General features: G+C 41.4%; 18 protein-coding genes. All 18 read left to right on the top strand.

All coding sequences use genetic code 11. From position 1 onward, the window contains the following. Positions 1–197: 197 nt before the first annotated feature. Positions 198–524: a winged helix-turn-helix domain-containing protein gene (locus tag AAEY94_RS05465; protein ID WP_101085806.1), complete on the top strand. Its 327-nt coding sequence runs from the start codon at positions 198–200 to the stop codon at positions 522–524. Between the two features lie 40 nt (positions 525–564). Next, positions 565–1533, top strand: a complete 969-nt coding sequence (locus AAEY94_RS05460; RefSeq protein WP_101085805.1) for a magnesium transporter CorA family protein — start codon at positions 565–567, stop codon at positions 1531–1533. Between the two features lie 111 nt (positions 1534–1644). Continuing rightward, positions 1645–2223 carry an alpha-ketoglutarate-dependent dioxygenase AlkB family protein gene (locus AAEY94_RS05455; protein ID WP_242445119.1) on the top strand — a complete coding sequence of 193 codons (579 nt, stop codon included), beginning with the start codon at positions 1645–1647 and terminating at the stop codon, positions 2221–2223. 377 nt (positions 2224–2600) lie between these two features. Continuing rightward, complete coding sequence (locus tag AAEY94_RS05450; protein WP_101085803.1) at positions 2601–4022, top strand: DASH family cryptochrome; 1422 nt, start codon at positions 2601–2603, stop codon at positions 4020–4022. A gap of 119 nt (positions 4023–4141) precedes the next feature. Further along, positions 4142–4441, top strand: a complete 300-nt coding sequence (locus AAEY94_RS05445; RefSeq protein WP_101085802.1) for a BolA family protein — start codon at positions 4142–4144, stop codon at positions 4439–4441. A gap of 163 nt (positions 4442–4604) precedes the next feature. Next, positions 4605–5729 carry a TRAP transporter substrate-binding protein gene (locus AAEY94_RS05440; RefSeq protein WP_162022512.1) on the top strand — a complete coding sequence of 375 codons (1125 nt, stop codon included), beginning with the start codon at positions 4605–4607 and terminating at the stop codon, positions 5727–5729. Positions 5730–5816: 87 nt separating this feature from the next. Beyond that, positions 5817–6326 carry an S-ribosylhomocysteine lyase gene (luxS, locus tag AAEY94_RS05435; RefSeq protein ID WP_011636421.1) on the top strand — a complete coding sequence of 170 codons (510 nt, stop codon included), beginning with the start codon at positions 5817–5819 and terminating at the stop codon, positions 6324–6326. Between the two features lie 201 nt (positions 6327–6527). Continuing rightward, positions 6528–8603 carry a TonB-dependent receptor domain-containing protein gene (locus AAEY94_RS05430; RefSeq protein WP_101085800.1) on the top strand — a complete coding sequence of 692 codons (2076 nt, stop codon included), beginning with the start codon at positions 6528–6530 and terminating at the stop codon, positions 8601–8603. Between the two features lie 458 nt (positions 8604–9061). Continuing rightward, positions 9062–10396, top strand: a complete 1335-nt coding sequence (locus AAEY94_RS05425) for a Na(+)-translocating NADH-quinone reductase subunit A (protein WP_101086299.1) — start codon at positions 9062–9064, stop codon at positions 10394–10396. Beyond that, positions 10396–11595 carry an NADH:ubiquinone reductase (Na(+)-transporting) subunit B gene (locus AAEY94_RS05420; protein WP_101085799.1) on the top strand — a complete coding sequence of 400 codons (1200 nt, stop codon included), beginning with the start codon at positions 10396–10398 and terminating at the stop codon, positions 11593–11595. Before AAEY94_RS05425 ends, AAEY94_RS05420 begins: the two co-directional genes overlap by 1 nt. Further along, positions 11588–12373 carry a Na(+)-translocating NADH-quinone reductase subunit C gene (locus tag AAEY94_RS05415; protein ID WP_101085798.1) on the top strand — a complete coding sequence of 262 codons (786 nt, stop codon included), beginning with the start codon at positions 11588–11590 and terminating at the stop codon, positions 12371–12373. Before AAEY94_RS05420 ends, AAEY94_RS05415 begins: the two co-directional genes overlap by 8 nt. Beyond that, the gene (locus AAEY94_RS05410; protein WP_101085797.1) at positions 12373–13005 is read left to right on the top strand and encodes an NADH:ubiquinone reductase (Na(+)-transporting) subunit D; all 633 of its coding nucleotides are present in this window, start codon (positions 12373–12375) and stop codon (positions 13003–13005) included. Before AAEY94_RS05415 ends, AAEY94_RS05410 begins: the two co-directional genes overlap by 1 nt. Before the next feature lie 5 nt (positions 13006–13010). Further along, the gene (gene nqrE / locus AAEY94_RS05405; RefSeq protein ID WP_101085796.1) at positions 13011–13619 is read left to right on the top strand and encodes an NADH:ubiquinone reductase (Na(+)-transporting) subunit E; all 609 of its coding nucleotides are present in this window, start codon (positions 13011–13013) and stop codon (positions 13617–13619) included. 46 nt (positions 13620–13665) lie between these two features. Next, positions 13666–14913: an NADH:ubiquinone reductase (Na(+)-transporting) subunit F gene (gene nqrF / locus AAEY94_RS05400; RefSeq protein WP_101085795.1), complete on the top strand. Its 1248-nt coding sequence runs from the start codon at positions 13666–13668 to the stop codon at positions 14911–14913. 121 nt (positions 14914–15034) lie between these two features. Then, positions 15035–16048 (top strand): FAD:protein FMN transferase, encoded by a 1014-nt coding sequence (locus AAEY94_RS05395; RefSeq protein WP_101085793.1) that lies wholly within the window; start codon positions 15035–15037, stop codon positions 16046–16048. Between the two features lie 70 nt (positions 16049–16118). Then, positions 16119–16343, top strand: coding sequence for a (Na+)-NQR maturation NqrM (gene nqrM / locus AAEY94_RS05390; RefSeq protein WP_011636430.1), 225 nt, complete (start codon positions 16119–16121; stop codon positions 16341–16343). A gap of 233 nt (positions 16344–16576) precedes the next feature. Beyond that, on the top strand, positions 16577–17047 hold the full coding sequence (bfr, locus tag AAEY94_RS05385; RefSeq protein ID WP_101085791.1) for a bacterioferritin: 471 nt from the start codon (positions 16577–16579) through the stop codon (positions 17045–17047). A 12-nt stretch (positions 17048–17059) separates the two neighbouring features. Continuing rightward, a complete protein-coding gene (bfr, locus tag AAEY94_RS05380) occupies positions 17060–17527 on the top strand; it encodes a bacterioferritin (protein ID WP_059746496.1) in 468 nt (155 codons plus the stop codon). The last annotated feature ends 123 nt before the right edge of the window (positions 17528–17650 follow it).

Raw genomic sequence — 17650 nt, 5'->3', positions numbered from 1 at the left:
GTCTCTACTTAGGTAGCGTTAATCATAATGGGTTATTGATAAATCAATCAATTATCCTTTGATCCATGATTAATTCAGTCGCAATGCTGCGATTAATTCAGTCACAATCAACTGACACTGGCAATAGTGCTTGCGTGATTGGCTACAGATGCAGTAATTTCTATTAAGTGATGAAGAGGTAATAGGGCGTGTGAAGGATGTTTTCGAATAATTACGTGATCAATAAATCGCAAAAAGCATTTTTACGAAAATTGTATTTAGCGCACCTGCTGGATGAAGAACAACACAACTTATTAAGCTTACATAAACTGACTCTTATGCCAAGAAGGACATTGCAAGATGCGATAGCTGCATTTGCTGATATTGGTATTGAAGTGGATTTTGTGCAGCAAGGTCAGCGTCATAATGAAGGTTATTATCGCATTTCAACTTGGGGCCCAATCAGTAGTGCTTGGGTCAATAGTCATTTTGAGCAGATTAAACAACACATTGAAACGGCTGGCGAGTCAGAGATGATCAGTTAGGCCATATATAGAGTAATAATGGGTTGTTGAAAGGGTTTTCATGGCGATACAAATACTATTATTTAATGGGCAAGGTCAGTTGATATCACAAGGTGATGAGACTCTCATGAGCCAGTATGACCCGCAACAGCAGCTAATATGGGTCGATATTTCAGGCCAGCATAGCCAAGCGTTTTTCAAGCAATATCCTTTGTTTGGGATTGACCACCTCGATTTTGAAGAAGCACAACGGGAGCGTCATCCCCCTCAGTTTGAAGAATATGATTCACATTCATATTTGTTAACCCACGAGCTTATGGCTAGAGATGAGTATCTTCTGCTCGAGCGCAGCCAGTTGTTATTGCATGTAAATGACCGTTTTTTAGTCACTCAGCACCTGAAACCTTCTATCAGTGTCAACAAAGTTATCCAACGCATTAGTGCACAAGGTAGCCTCGAAAGTTCAGAGATGAGCCGAGTCAGTTTTGAATTGATGCGCCAAATTGTGATTGATTATCTGGCGGTGATGTTGGCATTAGAAGAGCGTTTAGGGGAAATAGAAGATGAAATTTTTGATGTATCTACAGATGATTTATTAGCAGAGCTAATCGCTTATAGCAGTAAGCTACAAAAAGCCAAACGTTCGTTTAGTTACCACGAAGAAATCTTGCAACAATTACTAGGCGAGGACACCCATCTGCATATTAAGATGGACTACGAACAATTGAGCTATTTATATAATCAATTTGAACGCCTATCCAGTCGTGCCAGTCTTTATCAAGGTTTAGTGGACAGTTTAATCAATGGTTATATTTCGGTGAGTGCTCATAAAACTAACCGCGTGATGATGACATTAACAATGGTCACCGCGATTTTTTTACCATTAACATTAGTCGCCGGCATTTACGGAATGAACTTTGACAATATGCCTGAATTAAAATGGCATTTTGGCTATTTTTCGGTATTAATCTTAATGGCAGTCATTGTGGTTTCAGGTTTATGTATTGCTAGAATCAAACGTTGGTATTAATTAAGGTAAACGAGATAAAAGGGTGATCGGGTGACAGGATTTCAACATGGATTAGATTTTGGTGAGCCACAAAGCGGCTTCACTCAAGATACCGTTGTTGTGCCAACAGCGATGAACCAAATCAGTCCACCAGTTACTTGGATTAAAGGTTTTTTGTCACCCAAGCAGCAACAGTTGTTAATGATGGAAGTCGAACAATACCCATTAGATCGCGTGGCGATTGAAGTCTATGGTAAGCAGCATTTTATTCCTCGCACCCAAGCTTGGTTTGGTGACCTTGGTTGCGATTATCACTATTCTAAATTACACATCACCGCGCTCGCTTGGCCAAAAGTGTTAAGTCGATTACGGGCAAAATTACTCAACGATCATCAAATAGACAGTAATTCAGTGTTAGTTAATCGCTATGCCGATGGCCGTGACTGTATGGGCTGGCACAGTGACGATGAACCTGAAATTGTCACGGGTTCGGCGATTGCGTCTATCACGTTAGGCGCCTGTAGAGATTTTGTTGTGCGCCATAAACCGACGCAAACCAAAGTTACTTTTCCCTTGGCATCCGGCGACTTACTGATTATGCATCCCGGTATGCAGCAACACTGGCAACATGCGTTACCTAAGCGTCTTAAGGTAACTGAACCGCGTATTAATTTTACTTTTCGACACATTATCCCTAATTACTATGGTTAACAAATCTCGTTAATGGCCATAGCTAAAAGCTAAAAGCTAAAAGCGAAAGGCCTAGAGGCTAGTAAGCTGCGCGGCTAGATGCTATAAAATCTTAGCAGCCAAGCGGTTCCTATCCTATAAATGACAAGCGATAACAAGCGAAAAGCTAAGCGCCTAGGATGCTGCGCGATTAGATGCTATAAAATCTTAGCAGCGAAGCTGTTCCTAGAAGCGAAGCGCTCTATCCGCGTAGCGAACTAGCAGCGAAGCGACTCTAGGACCTCGAAGACCGAAGGTCTAGCTAGTTTGGGGATATCGCTAAAATGGATCATTATTGAACCGTTAACCGCTATGTATACGTACTCATTAGCAATAGTACAAGCCGTGGTAATGAATAGATGAATAATGCTGATGGGCAAACTTTCGAAGAAACGAATTTACAATCGACATCACACTCTACTGTCAATGCACTTTATTGGTTAGGTGATGATCTGCGGGTAGCAGATAATGCCATCTTTGCAGATATAGCCCTGCATGCACAACAGTTGATGGTGGTGTACTGCATCGACCCTAACTGGTTTCGCCAAGCTCAATATCAGGCTGAGTATGTCGGTAAGTACCGACTGCGGTTTTTATTAGAATCATTGCGGGCTTTAGATGAAACGCTTAATCAATATGGTCAACAAGTGCATATTGTTTATGCCTCAGCGCAAAAATCGTTACCCTATATAATTCAAGCCCATAATATTTCAAGGGTATATCGTAGTAACCATAGTGGTGCTGATGAGCAATCGGCTTGGCAAGTCATTCAGCAGCAGTGCTCCAATGTTGAATATTCGACGATTACCACCCAAACTCTGTTTGATCTGCAGCAACTGCCTTTTGAATTAGCCGATCTAGCTCCGACATTTAGTCAGTTCCGTAAAAAGGTCGACAACGTTAATATCAGCCCTGCCATTGATGCAGTATCTTGGCTCCCGTCTATGGTCGCACTTAAGCCACATGACAAACAACTTCAGTCTTGGCTGGCTTATCCTAGCTGGTTGCCACAAACTCAAACGATGAGTAATGTCTTTTGCGGTGGTGAAGCACAAGGGAAATTGCAACTAGACAGTTACTTTTCGTCAAATTTAGCCCATAACTATAAAGCCGTACGAAACGAACTTGATGGCTGGGAATGTTCAACAAAGTTTTCGCCTTGGTTAGCCAATGGTTGTCTATCGGCAAGACAAGTCGTCGCAGCATTAAAGCAATTTGAGTTACAACAAGGTGCTAACGAATCGACCGAGTGTATTTTGTATGAGCTGCTTTGGCGTGAGTATTTCCATTTTTACGCGCATAAATTCAATACGCTGGTGTTTAGATTTTCAGGCATTAATGGACGTAAACCATTAACCAGTTTTTACGCCCAACGCATTCGAGCTTGGAAAACCGCCACTACACCTTATCCGTTTGTGAATGCATTGATGAAGCAGTTAAATGACACTGGCTATATGTCAAACCGCGGCAGGCAAATTGTAGCAAGTTGCTTGGTCAATGAACTGCAATGTGATTGGCGATATGGGGCGGCGTATTTTCAACAGCAATTAATTGATTATGATTCAGCTGTGAATTGGGGTAATTGGCAGTATCTAGCCGGTGTTGGTGCTGATCCACGCGGTTCGAGACGTTTTAATCTGCAAAAACAGCAGCAGACATACGACCCACAAGGATTATTTATTAATGCATGGTTGGGACGTGAGGCATTACAGCAACACAATGAGAGTCATGCGTCATATTGTATCGATAGTGTTGATATAACCGATTGGCCAAGGAGTTAATTTCAGATCGACTTGAGAAAGTTGTGCTCAAACGTTAACTTTTACCCTGCTTGTTTGACCTTTATTCGGCAAACCAGTACCCTTTGATTTAATCGATATGGATTAATAAGAGTACCACTATGTCTGTCGAACAAATCATTACCGATAAATTGAATCACGCCTTTTCGCCTTTGCATCTTGAAGTGATTAATGAGAGTAATCGTCATCATGTGCCGCCTAACTCAGAAACCCATTTTAAAGTGGTTGTAGTTAGCGATCAATTTAGCGAACAGCGCTTACTTGCCCGTCACCGGTTGGTAAACCAAGCGCTAGCAGATGAATTAGCCAATGGCGTTCATGCGCTTTCCATAAATGCTTATAGCCAGCCAGAATGGCAAGCTTTGGATGAAGTGCCTAGGACTCCTAATTGTAAGGGATAACGATAAAGGTTAATTGTTATTAACTTGCTGACAGAACTATACAAAAAACCTCACATGTCCTGTGAGGTTTTTTATTTTGTATTGTAGTGAGGTGATGTTTGTCACTGGTTATGATTATGTTACAGTTATGAAAATAAGCGTGCGATTGAGATAGGATATTTACATGAGCAAGGTGATACAAACCTGCTGGTTGCTGGGCTTAACGTTATTGTTAGGCTGTCAACAAGATACGCCTTCGAAGACAAGTTCTGTTGCGCAAAATGATTATATTCCTCATCAAGTGATTGAATGGCGTTTAGCCACCTCATGGCCAAAAAACTTGCCCGGTTTAGGCATGGCTCCAGAAAGATTTGCTCAATTGGTCGAGCAAATGTCTAACGGTCGCTTAGTGATTTCCGTTTATGGTGCCGGCGAATTAATGCCAGCGTTGTCGGTTTTTGACGGTGTGAGTAATGGCACGATTGAAATGGCTCATAGCGCGTCATATTATTGGAAAGGTAAAGCGCCTGCCGCTCAGTTTTTTTCATCTATACCATTTGGATTAAATGCACAGCAAATGAATGCGTGGCTTCATTATGGCGGTGGCATGGAATTATGGGAGGAAGTTTATCAGCCTTTTGGCGTATTGCCGCTTGCTGGTGGAAATACTGGCATGCAAATGGGCGGCTGGTTTAATAAAATCATTGCAACCCCAGAAGATTTTAAAGGCCTCAAGATGCGCTTACCAGGCATAGGAGGTGAAGTGCTCAAGAAGCTCGGCGGCGTTCCTGTTGATGCACTCGCTGGCAGAGAATTATATGGCGCACTGCAAACTGGCGCGATTGATGCTGCTGAGTGGGTAGGGCCTTATAATGATTTGCCGCTCGGGTTGGATCAGGTGGCTAAATATTATTATTACCCTGGCTGGCACGAGCCGGGTTCGACGATGGAGTTTTTGATTAACAAACAGGCATTTTCCACTCTGCCCAATGATTTGAAAATGATTGTTAAAGTTGCAGCCAGAGCCATTAATCAAGATATGTTAGATGATTATACTCAAGGCCATATTGCTGCAATGGACGTATTGCTTAACGAGCATAATGTGCAAGTTAAACCTTTTCCCGACACTGTGATCCGCGCATTAAAATATGCAAAAGATGATGTGCTTAACAGTGAAGCGGCTAAAGACCCGTTATTTAATAAAGTACTGAAGTCTTACATGGCAAACGAGAAGTCAGTAAAGCGCTACTTTAGTTACACAGAAGACGCCTTAAGTCGCTTTGAGTTAGATGGCAAACATCAACCGTAAACTCTCACTGTGACCATGCATAAATAGTGATATTATCGTGTTATTAGGCTTTATATTGTCAGATTATTATTTACTTTGGAGAAAGCAATGCCTTTATTAGACAGTTTTACCGTAGATCATACACGTATGAATGCTCCAGCGGTTCGCGTTGCCAAGCACATGAGCACCCCTAGTGGCGATGCCATTACGGTATTCGATTTACGTTTCTGTGCACCCAATAAAGATATCCTCAGCGAACGTGGCATCCATACACTTGAACATTTGTTTGCAGGTTTTATGCGTGAACATCTAAACGGTGATGGTATAGAGATTATTGATATTTCTCCGATGGGATGCCGTACCGGTTTTTACATGAGCTTAATTGGTCAACCGACAGAGAGTAAAGTTGCAGACTCCTGGCTAGCGGCAATGGTTGATGTAACCAATGTGATTGATCAGAAAGATATTCCTGAGTTAAATGAATATCAATGTGGTACTTACGAAATGCATTCATTAGAACAAGCGCAAGATATTGCTCGGATGATCATTGCTGCAGGCGTGAGCGTCAACCAAAACGATGATTTGAAACTGAGTGACGAAATTTTAGGGAATCTTTAATCTAATCGATTAACTGATATCTTGATAAAAAAGCGGCTTTAGCCGCTTTTTTTTGCGAAGCAACGATTAATATGTCGAGTAAACGTTAACAGTACGCTATTTTTATGTAACTGAAACCGTTATTGTAATGAACGATTTTTACTAAGTGATTCGCCATTTTAGCGATTTTTTGCGTGAACAGACACATATACGGAGATTAATATGTCTAACCACCCATTTAGCCTGTCAGTGATAGCAGCCGCAGTGCTTTATGTTTGCCATTCTACCAATGCCGTTGCAGAAACGGTGACCGAGTCTATTGATAACCTTAATAATCAACTCGATTTACAACAGTTATCGATAAGCCAATTTCATTATCGCCAAAGTGATATTGCACTAGGGTTGACGGGCGCGACAGTGTTACCTACCGGACCACATCAGGATGTGACGATCACACATGCAGGTGCCACTGACGGTGTTGCCATTTTACAAGATGGTATATTCTTTTCTCCAGCGCCGTATTCTGGACAACATTTAGTATTGCAGCCCAATTTATTGCACCAGCAAAAAGTGTCTTTTTCGAGCATGACCAGTGTGACTGAAAGTTCAGAAGCTGCTTTTGGTAAGCTTGATTATGAGTCTGTACAAATTAGTCCGCAAAAATATGCAACCGATATCAACGTTGAAGGCAGTAACAATAATGCCATCAATGGTGGGGTTGTGCTAAGTGGTACTTCGAAGCAAAATGGCATGTTATTAGCCGTGGATTATCAATCTGCAGCTGACGATGTGGGTTATCGTATCGCCCGAGATGCCGACACGACACAAAAAGATATTCTGTTCAAAATCGCTGCCGATAGTTTACCCGGAGCGCGCAATGAACAAATGACCGAATTTAGTTATCAGTACTCATCGCAAGAAGCTGACCGCGGAACGTTGGGGTTAACCAGTGTTGATTTTTCGGTAAATCCGACTCAATTATATTCAGCAGCCAGCACCGACAATACTGAAGGCGAGCGTCAACGCTACGTGTTAGCACATAAGCTAATCATGTCATCCACTTCGACGATGGCTACCGACTTTTATTATCAAACCTATTCACAACAATCTCAAGCAATGCAATTTGTTGATGGCGAACAAATTAATAGAGCGTTGCTGTCTCGTATTGCCATGTTTGAAGCAACACCTACCGCTGATGGGATGAACTTAGGATCGTTAACCCAAAATAACGATTTTGCTGGGTTTGGTATGCAAACTAAAGGTGTCAGCATGTACGGTCAGCATCAGGTGACTTATAGTGCGCGCTACCATACAGATAAAGCTGAAATGCGTTTAGGTCAACGTGATTGGTCTTGGAACAATGATTTATCACTGACGCCGACAACAGATGATGAATATGCACTGACGTATACTGATGATGCTTCGGCATTTTCATCAGCGGTAGACACTAAATTAAATTATGGTCAGTGGTCTATTAATCTCGGTTTAGGTTATGAGCATGTCAGCGTTTCTCGTGAGCTTGGTGATGTAAATACGAGCCTTAATGCGGCAGACTTTTCTGATGATGGCTGGTCGCCTTCTATTGAAGTAGCTTATCAGAGTGGGCCGTGGTTAGCCGCGTTACAAGCTAAGCAAGCTTGGACAGCCGCTTCAGCCGGCAATATTGAGCAAACGGCGCAAGAAGCGCTGCAATATCAATTAGCATTAAGCTACCAACAAGATGCTTTATCGATTGCCATGACGGCTTATATGCATGATTACGATAACCAACATGTAAGCTGTATGCAGGGCATGATATGTGATTATGAACAAATATCATTACAAGAGAATATTAAGGATGTCTCTGTTGTCGGCGCAGATTTGAGCATAGCGTATGGACTAACATTTGATCACTTTTCAATTCCATTCAAAGCCAAATACCAATATACCCAAGCAGAAACAGACAGTGCTAATTGCAATGAATTGATGGCATGTTTTGCTGCCAATAGCCAACTACCTTGGGTGCCAGAACAACAACTGGCGTTAAGTTCTGGTGTTGTTTATGGTGATATGTCCGTTATGGCGCAAGCTTTGTATCAATCTGAGTTAGGTTATCAAGGTGGGTTCACCAATGAACGTGCTATTGATAGTCAGTGGAAGGTTGATATCGCTGCAACTTACCGTTTGACTGAGCAGCACGAGTTGTATTTACGTGTAGAGAATTTGTTAGACGAAGAGTTAGTGGCAAATAGCACCGCAATGGGATTTCAAGCACAATCTGAAATGACTACGTACTTTGGTTACCAAGGCCATTTCTAAGTGGTTTTTTCCAGACATAGGCAGTGTTGAACACTATTTGAACGCTGCTTGCTGTGCCTTTTATTCCCAAATACTAATACTGCTCAAGTGATGACTCATTTGGGCGGTGTTATTTGAGGCGCAACTGTTCTTGTAAACAAACAACTAAAATTATTTCTTTAAAAATTAATGCTATATTTTTTTTAAATCAGAATTCAGCAGATAACATTCACTCCTAGGTTCTAATTTAATTAGTCTGATCTAAAAGCCACCGATTGTGTTAGGTATTGGTTTGAAAACACCTATAATTTTCGTGGCGATAGTCTCATATTTGCGGTAAAATGCGCGCGACCAGCGTGATTATGATCGCATTTTCGAGTTAAATCTGCGCTAGCTCAAATGGCAAGTGTTTGTTAACACTTTGTTTTTGTAGCGGAACGTGGCGCATTGTCTTTCCTTCAAACGTAGTGCTTGTGGATATGATTACAATTAAGAAAGGATTGGAACTGCCTATAGCAGGCGGACCAGAGCAAGTTATCCATAATGGCCCAGCCATTAGACACGTAGCGACTTTGGGTGAAGAGTATATTGGCTTACGTCCAACGATGAAAATCAAAGTGGGCGACAAAGTACAAAAAGGCCAAGTTCTTTTTGAAGATAAAAAGAATTTAGGCGTTAAATATACGGCTTTAGCCAGTGGTACTATTTTAGAAATCAACCGAGGTGCAAGACGTGTACTTCAGTCAGTTGTTATTGCTGTGGAAGGTGACGATAGCGTTGCTTTTGCTCAATACGATGCTGATAAGTTAGACACGTTAGACGCACAAGTTGTTCGTGATAATCTGATTGATTCAGGTTTATGGACTGCTTTGCGTACACGCCCTTTCAGTAAAGTGCCAGCTGTAGATGCTACTGCTGCGGGTATTTTTGTGACTGCAATTGATACTCAACCTCTTGCTGCCGATCCTGTGGTAGTCATAGCTCAACATAAAGAAGATTTTGCAAATGGCCTAAAGGTCCTAGCACGATTAACTGAAGGTAAAGTTTACCTATGTAAAGCTCAAGGTGCCGATATCCCTGCAGCTAATGCCCAAGTTCAAGAGTTTGCGGGTAAACACCCAGCAGGTCTTGCAGGTACGCATATTCACAACGTTCTACCAGCTTCTGCAACACGTACTGTTTGGCATATTGGCTATCAGGATGTGATTGCTTTTGGTCAACTGTTCACTCAAGGTGTGTTAAACACTGAACGTGTGGTTGCTATTGGTGGTCCTAAAGCGAAAAACCCTCGTCTAGTTCGTACCGTTTTAGGTGCTAGCATGACTGAACTGACTGCTGATGAAACAGTTGGTGATGGTGTTCGTGTGATTTCGGGTTCAGTGTTAAGCGGCCGTACTGCGGTAGGACCTCAAGCTTATTTGGGGCGTTATCATCAGCAGGTGAGTGTACTGGAAGAAGGTGATGAAAAAGAATTATTTGGTTGGGCTATGCCTGGTGCTGACAAATTCTCTATTACACGTGCATTCCTAGGCCATTTAAGCCCATCGCGTCTATTTAATATGACCACTAGTACTGGCGGTTCAGACCGTGCAATGGTACCTATTGGTAACTATGAACGCGTGATGCCTCTAGACATTCTACCTACTATGCTACTTCGTGATTTACTCTCTGGCGACTTTGATGGCGCAGTCCGTTTAGGCGCATTAGAGTTAGATGAAGAAGATTTGGCATTGTGTACGTTCGTATGTCCAGGTAAGTATGACTATGGTTCATATTTACGTGATTGTTTAGATACGATCGAGAGGGAAGGCTAATGAGTTTGAAAGATTTTATCGAACGTATTGAGCCGCAATTTGAAAAAGGCGGCAAGTACGAAAAGTGGTATGCCCTTTACGAAGCGGCAGCCACAGTATTTTATACTCCAGGTAAAGTGAACAAAGGGGCAACCCACGTTCGCGATAATGTCGACCTAAAACGTATTATGATTACGGTTTGGGCATGTACATTCCCAGCAATGTTTTTTGGTATGTACAACGTAGGTTTACAGGCTCAAGTAGCGATGGTGGCCGGTTTCGGTACACCAGATGTTTGGCAAGTAGGCTTATTTGAATTATTTGGCGCTCAACTCTCTGCAGACTCGGGCATTACGTCTCTGATGTTCTATGGTGCGTGTTTCTTCTTACCTATCTATGCAGTGACTTTCATTGTTGGTGGTTTTTGGGAAGTACTCTTTGCGTCAGTGCGTGGCCATGAAATTAACGAAGGTTTCTTCGTTACTTCAGTGCTATTTGCATTAACTCTACCGCCAACAATTCCTTTATGGATGGTCGCTTTAGGTATTACCTTTGGTGTGGTTGTAGCAAAAGAAATCTTCGGTGGCACAGGGCGTAACTTCTTAAACCCTGCATTAGCTGGTCGAGCTTTCTTGTACTTTGCTTACCCATTAAGCATGTCTGGCGATACCACGTGGGTTGTTGCTGACGGTTATTCTGGGGCAACGGCCTTAAGCCAAGCAGCGCAAGGTACATTTGACTACGCCTCAACGGCTAACTGGATTGACTCATTTATGGGCTTCATTCCAGGTTCTGTTGGTGAAGTGTCTACCTTTGCTATCTTGCTAGGTGGTCTAGTTATCATTTACGCCCGTATTGCCTCTTGGCGAATCGTTAGTGGTGTTTTCTTAGGTATGGTCGCTATTGCGACGTTGCTTAATATGATAGGTAGCGACACCAACCCGATGTTTGCAATGCCTTGGTATTGGCACTTAGTGTTAGGTGGATTTGCATTCGGTATGATGTTTATGGCGACAGACCCGGTTTCTGCGTCGTTTACCAATACTGCAAAGTGGGCATACGGTTTCCTCATTGGTGCAATGGTGGTGTTTATCCGTGTGGTTAACCCTGCATTCCCAGAAGGTATTATGTTAGCTATTTTGTTTGCTAACCTATTTGCTCCATTATTTGACCACTTTGTCGTACAGTCAAATATCAAGCGGAGGATTGCTCGTGGCTAGTAATAAAGATTCGTTCGGTAGAACGCTATTTGTTGTTGTCGGCTTATGTCTTGTTTGTTCAGTACTGGTTTCGACTGCTGCCGTGGTGTTAAAGCCTATTCAGCAAGAAAATAAGTTACTCGATAAGCAAAAGTATATTCTTGAAGCGGCGAGCCTGATAAACACCAAAGAAGGCAAAGTCACAAAGAAAGAAATTCTAAGCAAGTATGAGCAATATGTTGATGCTCGCTTAGTTGACCTTAAAACCGGTGAGTTTGTTGAGGGTAATGCTAACCTTTACGATCAACGCAAAGCGTCTCGTGATACTGACACTTCGTCAGTGCCAGAAAACGATATTGCTTCGATCAAACGTGTTGCAGATACCGCCGTTGTATACCTTGTTCATAATGATGAAGGTAAACTGACTAGCGTCATTCTTCCTATTCACGGCTATGGTTTGTGGTCAACGATGTATGCACTTTTGGCACTTGAGGCTGACTTAAACACAGTTCAAGGACTTGTTTACTATGACCAAGGTGAAACACCTGGTTTGGGTGGCGAAGTTGAAAATCCAAAATGGAAAGCATTGTGGAAAGGTAAAAAGTTATTTGATGAGCAAGGTAACTTGGCCATTAGTGTAACTAAAAACCCTACAGTGGCTAGTTCTGTTCATGGTGTCGATGCTCTTTCAGGTGCAACACTTACCAGTAACGGTGTACAACACTCATTGACGTTTTGGTTAGGTAAAGAAGGCTTCGCAAACTTTATCGCTAAAGCACGCAACGGAGGGTTAAGCTAATGGCTGACGTTAAAGAACTTAAACAGGTTCTGACCGGACCGATTATCAATAATAACCCAATTGCATTGCAAATTTTGGGTGTGTGTAGTGCTCTTGCTGTCACTAGTAAATTAGAAACAGCATTAGTAATGACGATTGCATTAACTGCGGTAACAGCGTTTTCTAACCTGTTTATCTCACTTATTCGTAACCACATTCCAAGCAGTGTGCGTATTATTGTACAGATGACCATTATCGCTTCATTAGTGATTGTAGTTGACCAAGTATTACAAGCTTATGCTTATGCCATTTCTAAACAGTTATCGGTATTCGTAGGGTTGATTATTACTAACTGTATTGTAATGGGTCGTGCTGAAGCTTACGCAATGAAAACCCCTCCAATGATGAGCTTTATGGATGGTATCGGTAACGGTTTAGGTTACGGTGCAATTCTATTGTCTGTTGGCGTTGTGCGTGAACTATTTGGTAATGGTTCATTATTTGGCGTAGAAATCCTCAGCAAAATCTCTGACGGCGGTTGGTATCAGCCTAACGGTTTATTACTACTGCCACCGAGTGCATTCTTCTTGATCGGTGGTCTGATCTGGTTGATCCGTACGTATAAGCCAGAGCAAGTTGAAGCAAAAGGGTAAACGCAATGGAACATTATATTAGTTTATTAATTCGCTCCGTTTTCATTGAAAACATGGCGCTAGCGTTCTTCTTGGGTATGTGTACTTTCTTAGCTGTATCAAAGAAAATCACTACTGCAATGGGCCTAGGTGTTGCAGTTATCGTGGTACTGGCTATTTCGGTTCCTGCTAACCAAATTATTTATCAAGGTTTATTAGCTCCAGGCGCATTAGCTTGGGCTGGTTTTCCTGATGCTGATTTGAGCTTCTTGAAGTTCATCACCTTTATCGGTGTGATTGCAGCACTTGTACAAATTTTGGAAATGGCTTTAGACAAGTACTTTCCACCTTTGTACAACGCGTTGGGTATTTTCTTACCTTTGATTACTGTGAACTGTGCGATTTTTGGTGCAGTATCTTTCATGGTTGAGCGTGATTATAACCTTGGCGAGAGCGTAGTATTTGGTATTGGCTCTGGTATTGGTTGGGCGTTAGCAATTGTATTGTTAGCCGGTATCCGCGAAAAGATGAAGTATTCTGACGTGCCAAATGGCTTACGTGGCTTAGGTATTACCTTTGTTTCTGCAGGTCTTATGGCTCTAGGTTTCATGTCATTCTCAGGTGTTTCTCTTTAAGAGACCTTGAGAAGACGCATTAATTTGAACCTTTAAGGATAAGTGAATGGGTATTCTTGAATCTACTCCGCTAGATGTCTATCTAGGTGTGAGTATGTTTACTGTGATTGTCTTGGTTTTGGTGTTAGTGATTTTATTTGCTAAATCAAAACTAGTGGCAAGCGGTGATATCATGATTGGTATTAACGGCGACGCAGATAAAGCAATTAAAACAGGTGCTGGTGGCAAACTACTTAGTGTTTTAGCTGACAACGGTATCTTTGTATCGAGTGCGTGTGGCGGTGGTGGCTCATGTGGCCAGTGTCGTGTACACATTAAGTCTGGTGGTGGTGATATTCTACCTACTGAGCTTGATCACATTAGTAAAGGCGAAGCACGTCAGGGTTGTCGTTTATCTTGTCAGGTAAATGTAAAAACTGACATGGAAATCGAACTTGATGAAGAAATTTTCGGCATCAAGAAATGGGAATGTGCGGTTCTATCTAACGATAACAAAGCGACGTTCATTAAAGAACTTAAGCTGCAAATTCCTGACGGCGAATCTGTGCCTTTCCGTGCCGGTGGTTATATTCAGATTGAAGCTCCTGCTCATCATGTTAAATATGCTGAGTTTGAAGTGCCTGATAAATATCGTGGCGACTGGGAACACTTTGGTTTCTTCAAGTTAGAGTCAAAAGTAGACGAAGAAACCATTCGTGCCTACTCAATGGCTAACTACCCAGAAGAGTTCGGTATTATTATGTTGAATGTGCGTATTGCTACGCCACCGCCACGTAATTTAACCTTGCCTTGCGGTAAAATGTCTTCGTACATTTGGAGCTTAAAAGCCGGTGATAAAGTGACAATTTCTGGTCCATTTGGTGAGTTTTTTGCTAAAGACACCGAAGCAGAAATGGTATTCATTGGTGGTGGTGCTGGTATGGCCCCAATGCGCTCACACATTTTTGACCAATTAAAGCGTCTTAAATCTAAGCGTAAAATGAGCTTCTGGTACGGTGCGCGTTCGCAACGTGAAATGTTCTATGTTGAAGATTTTGACGGCTTAGCGGCTGAAAATGAAAACTTCAAATGGCACGTGGCGTTATCAGATCCGCAAGCTGAAGATAACTGGACTGGTTATACCGGTTTCATTCATAACGTATTGTATGAAAACTACTTACGTGACCATGATGCGCCAGAAGATTGTGAGTTCTACATGTGTGGACCTCCAATGATGAACGCAGCAGTTATTGGTATGCTAAAAGATTTAGGTGTCGAAGACGAAAACATCTTACTAGATGATTTCGGTGGTTAATGAGTTAATCCATAACATCGACATGTAAGTCATGAGATTGCAGCAGTGCAGACAGGGTGGTTAAACACTGGTCTTGCACGCTGCAATTTTTTTGTTTATTTATTACAAGTGTAAATTTGACATGACTGTAAATTCAATCAAGTTATTGCTATTGCCGGCGTTATTGCTATTGGTGAGTGCTTGCAGTTCACCAGAGCCCATTATTTCATTATCTGGTAGTACGATGGGGACCACTTATCACATTAAAGTAGTCAACAATGACCGCTTGCCAGAACCGCAGTTACTGCAAGCTGAAATTGATATGGCATTGGAAGTGGTAAATGATCAAATGTCGACTTATCGTTCGGACTCAGAACTGTCTAAGTTCAATCAATTACAAGTTCAACAAAGCGTTAAAGTATCCGCTGATACCATTAAGGTTATCGAAGAAGGTATGCGTCTTTATCAAGAGACTGATGGGGCGTTAGATATCACCTTAGGGCCAGTGGTTAATTTGTGGGGCTTTGGTCCCGATAAACGACCTACAACCATCCCGACGCAAGCTCAAATCGATAATGCTAAAGCTAAAATGGGCATCAAGGAACTGTCGATAAAAGGCTTAACATTAACTAAGCATAATGCAGACCTGTATGTTGATTTATCTTCAATAGCAAAAGGTTTTGGTGTCGATAAAATTGCCGCGCTATTAGACAAATATCATGTGTCTGGTTATTTAGTCGAAATAGGTGGTGAGCTTAATGTTAAAGGTACTAAAGCCGATAAAACCCCATGGCGAGTGGCTGTTGAGCAACCTACGAGTGAAGGGCAAGCCGTTCAGCAAGTGATTGAACCTGGCACCATGTCATTAGCAACATCGGGTGATTACCGTAACTTTTATCAAGAGAATGGCGAACGTTTTTCACATTTAATCGATCCTCGTAACGGTTATCCTATTAAGCATCAACTTGCCTCTGCAACCGTGTTACACTCAAGTTGTATGACCGCAGATGGATATGCCACCGCTATGATGGTGTTAGGTACTGAGGCTTCATTGGCACTTGCTAAAGAGAAAAATTTAGCAATAATGTTGATTGAGAAGCAAGAACAGGGTTATCAGGTCTATTACAGCGATGCGTTTAAATCGTATGTTAAGTAGGTTCTTTATTTTAAACTGATTGATTAAAAAAGTATTATACCCTTATCTGAATGAGTAATTGGAGTTTGTAATGAGTACATTTATAGCAGCATTTGTAGTGTTATTATTGTTCTTTTTGTTAATGTCTATCGGCTATATCGTAAAGAAGAAAGCGGTAGAAGGTAGTTGTGGTGGTTTAGGTGTTTTAGGAATTGAAAAAGCGTGTGACTGTGATGATCCATGTGACAAACGTAAACGCCGTATGGAAAAAGAGCAAGCTCGCAATGAGTTGCTAAATCAAAATCGAATTATTTAACACCGTTAATTGCCTAAAGCTTAAGTTAATAAACTCATGCTTTGTAAAGAGCCTTCATTTTGAAGGCTTTTTTTATGTTTATGTATTGCTAACGAGTTACAAAGCTTAGTTATAATGATAATGGTTATCAATTGTAAGTGTGTGAAAATAAAGGAAAATTTGCAATTACCCCTATAGTGTTTTATCCTGTTTGTAATTGATCGAGATCACATTATTTATCGAGGGACATTACTATGAAAGGTCATCCTAAAGTCATCAGCCAACTCAATCGTGTACTTACCTGTGAGCTGACCGCCATTAACCAATACTTTTTACATGCTCGCATGTTTAAGCATTGGGGATTGGAAAAGCTTAATGAGAAAGAGTATAAAAAATCGATTGAAGACATGAAGCATGCTGACAAGCTGATTGAACGTGTATTGTTTCTTGAAGGTTTACCTAACCTACAACAGTTAGATAAATTGCGCATTGGTGAACATGCTGAAGAAATGCTTAGCTGTGATCTAACTGCAATTACGGAACAAATTGCCATTTTGCGTGAAGCCATTAAGGTATGCGAAACTCAGCAAGATTATGTTAGCCGCGATTTATTTGAAGATTTACTCGAAGACGAAGAAGAACATCTAGATTGGATTGAGTCGCAGCAAGAGCTAATCAATCAAACCGGTATTCAAAATTATCTTCAATCACAAATTAACGACTAATAGGAAATTATCATGAAAGGCCATCCAGAAGTCATCGACGCTTTAAATAGTTTATTAACCGGCGAATTGTCTGCCATGGATCAATATTTTGTCCATGCTCACATGTATGAAGACTGGGGGTTCAATGAACTGTATACCCGTATTCTGCATGAGTCAGACGACGAGAAGTTGCATGCAGCTAAATTAGTTCAACGCATTTTGTTTTTAGAAGGCACTCCAGATGTTGGCAGCCGTGAAGCGCTGAATATTGGTAAAGATGTGCAAGAAATGCTGAGAAATGATCTTGCATACGAATATCATGTAGCTGATCATTTGCGTAAAGTTATCGCGCTATGTGAAGAAAAAGCTGATTACCAAAGCCGTGAAATTTTAGAAGTGTTATTAGATGACACTGAATCTGACCACATGTACTGGTTAGAAAAGCAACTCGGTCTAATCGAACGTATTGGTTTACAAAACTATTTACAGACCAAAATGTAATGTCTTAATTGCTATGTTACATGTTAATAAAGCCCAACTGCGTTTGGGCTTTTTTGTATCCTTAAGAGAATGATTGAATACTGTTTATATGTACAGTATCATGGTTTTAATTGAGATAATGAT

It is taken from the genome of Shewanella sp. AC34-MNA-CIBAN-0136, from assembly GCF_040309945.1.
Lineage (GTDB): Bacteria > Pseudomonadota > Gammaproteobacteria > Enterobacterales > Shewanellaceae > Shewanella.
This window is presented reverse-complemented; position numbering and strand designations above follow the sequence as displayed.

What these genes read in the sequence shown, in the direction of transcription:
- AAEY94_RS05465 (WP_101085806.1), top strand. Translation starts at nt 198, where the DNA reads ATGTTTTCGAATAATTACGTGATCAATAAATCGCAAAAAGCATTTTTA.
- AAEY94_RS05460 (WP_101085805.1), top strand. Translation starts at nt 565, where the DNA reads ATGGCGATACAAATACTATTATTTAATGGGCAAGGTCAGTTGATATCA.
- AAEY94_RS05455 (WP_242445119.1), top strand. Translation starts at nt 1,645, where the DNA reads ATGAACCAAATCAGTCCACCAGTTACTTGGATTAAAGGTTTTTTGTCA.
- AAEY94_RS05450 (WP_101085803.1), top strand. Translation starts at nt 2,601, where the DNA reads ATGAATAATGCTGATGGGCAAACTTTCGAAGAAACGAATTTACAATCG.
- AAEY94_RS05445 (WP_101085802.1), top strand. Translation starts at nt 4,142, where the DNA reads ATGTCTGTCGAACAAATCATTACCGATAAATTGAATCACGCCTTTTCG.
- AAEY94_RS05440 (WP_162022512.1), top strand. Translation starts at nt 4,605, where the DNA reads ATGAGCAAGGTGATACAAACCTGCTGGTTGCTGGGCTTAACGTTATTG.
- luxS (WP_011636421.1), top strand. Translation starts at nt 5,817, where the DNA reads ATGCCTTTATTAGACAGTTTTACCGTAGATCATACACGTATGAATGCT.
- AAEY94_RS05430 (WP_101085800.1), top strand. Translation starts at nt 6,528, where the DNA reads ATGTCTAACCACCCATTTAGCCTGTCAGTGATAGCAGCCGCAGTGCTT.
- AAEY94_RS05425 (WP_101086299.1), top strand. Translation starts at nt 9,062, where the DNA reads ATGATTACAATTAAGAAAGGATTGGAACTGCCTATAGCAGGCGGACCA.
- AAEY94_RS05420 (WP_101085799.1), top strand. Translation starts at nt 10,396, where the DNA reads ATGAGTTTGAAAGATTTTATCGAACGTATTGAGCCGCAATTTGAAAAA.
- AAEY94_RS05410 (WP_101085797.1), top strand. Translation starts at nt 12,373, where the DNA reads ATGGCTGACGTTAAAGAACTTAAACAGGTTCTGACCGGACCGATTATC.
- nqrE (WP_101085796.1), top strand. Translation starts at nt 13,011, where the DNA reads ATGGAACATTATATTAGTTTATTAATTCGCTCCGTTTTCATTGAAAAC.
- nqrF (WP_101085795.1), top strand. Translation starts at nt 13,666, where the DNA reads ATGGGTATTCTTGAATCTACTCCGCTAGATGTCTATCTAGGTGTGAGT.
- AAEY94_RS05395 (WP_101085793.1), top strand. Translation starts at nt 15,035, where the DNA reads ATGACTGTAAATTCAATCAAGTTATTGCTATTGCCGGCGTTATTGCTA.
- nqrM (WP_011636430.1), top strand. Translation starts at nt 16,119, where the DNA reads ATGAGTACATTTATAGCAGCATTTGTAGTGTTATTATTGTTCTTTTTG.
- bfr (WP_101085791.1), top strand. Translation starts at nt 16,577, where the DNA reads ATGAAAGGTCATCCTAAAGTCATCAGCCAACTCAATCGTGTACTTACC.
- bfr (WP_059746496.1), top strand. Translation starts at nt 17,060, where the DNA reads ATGAAAGGCCATCCAGAAGTCATCGACGCTTTAAATAGTTTATTAACC.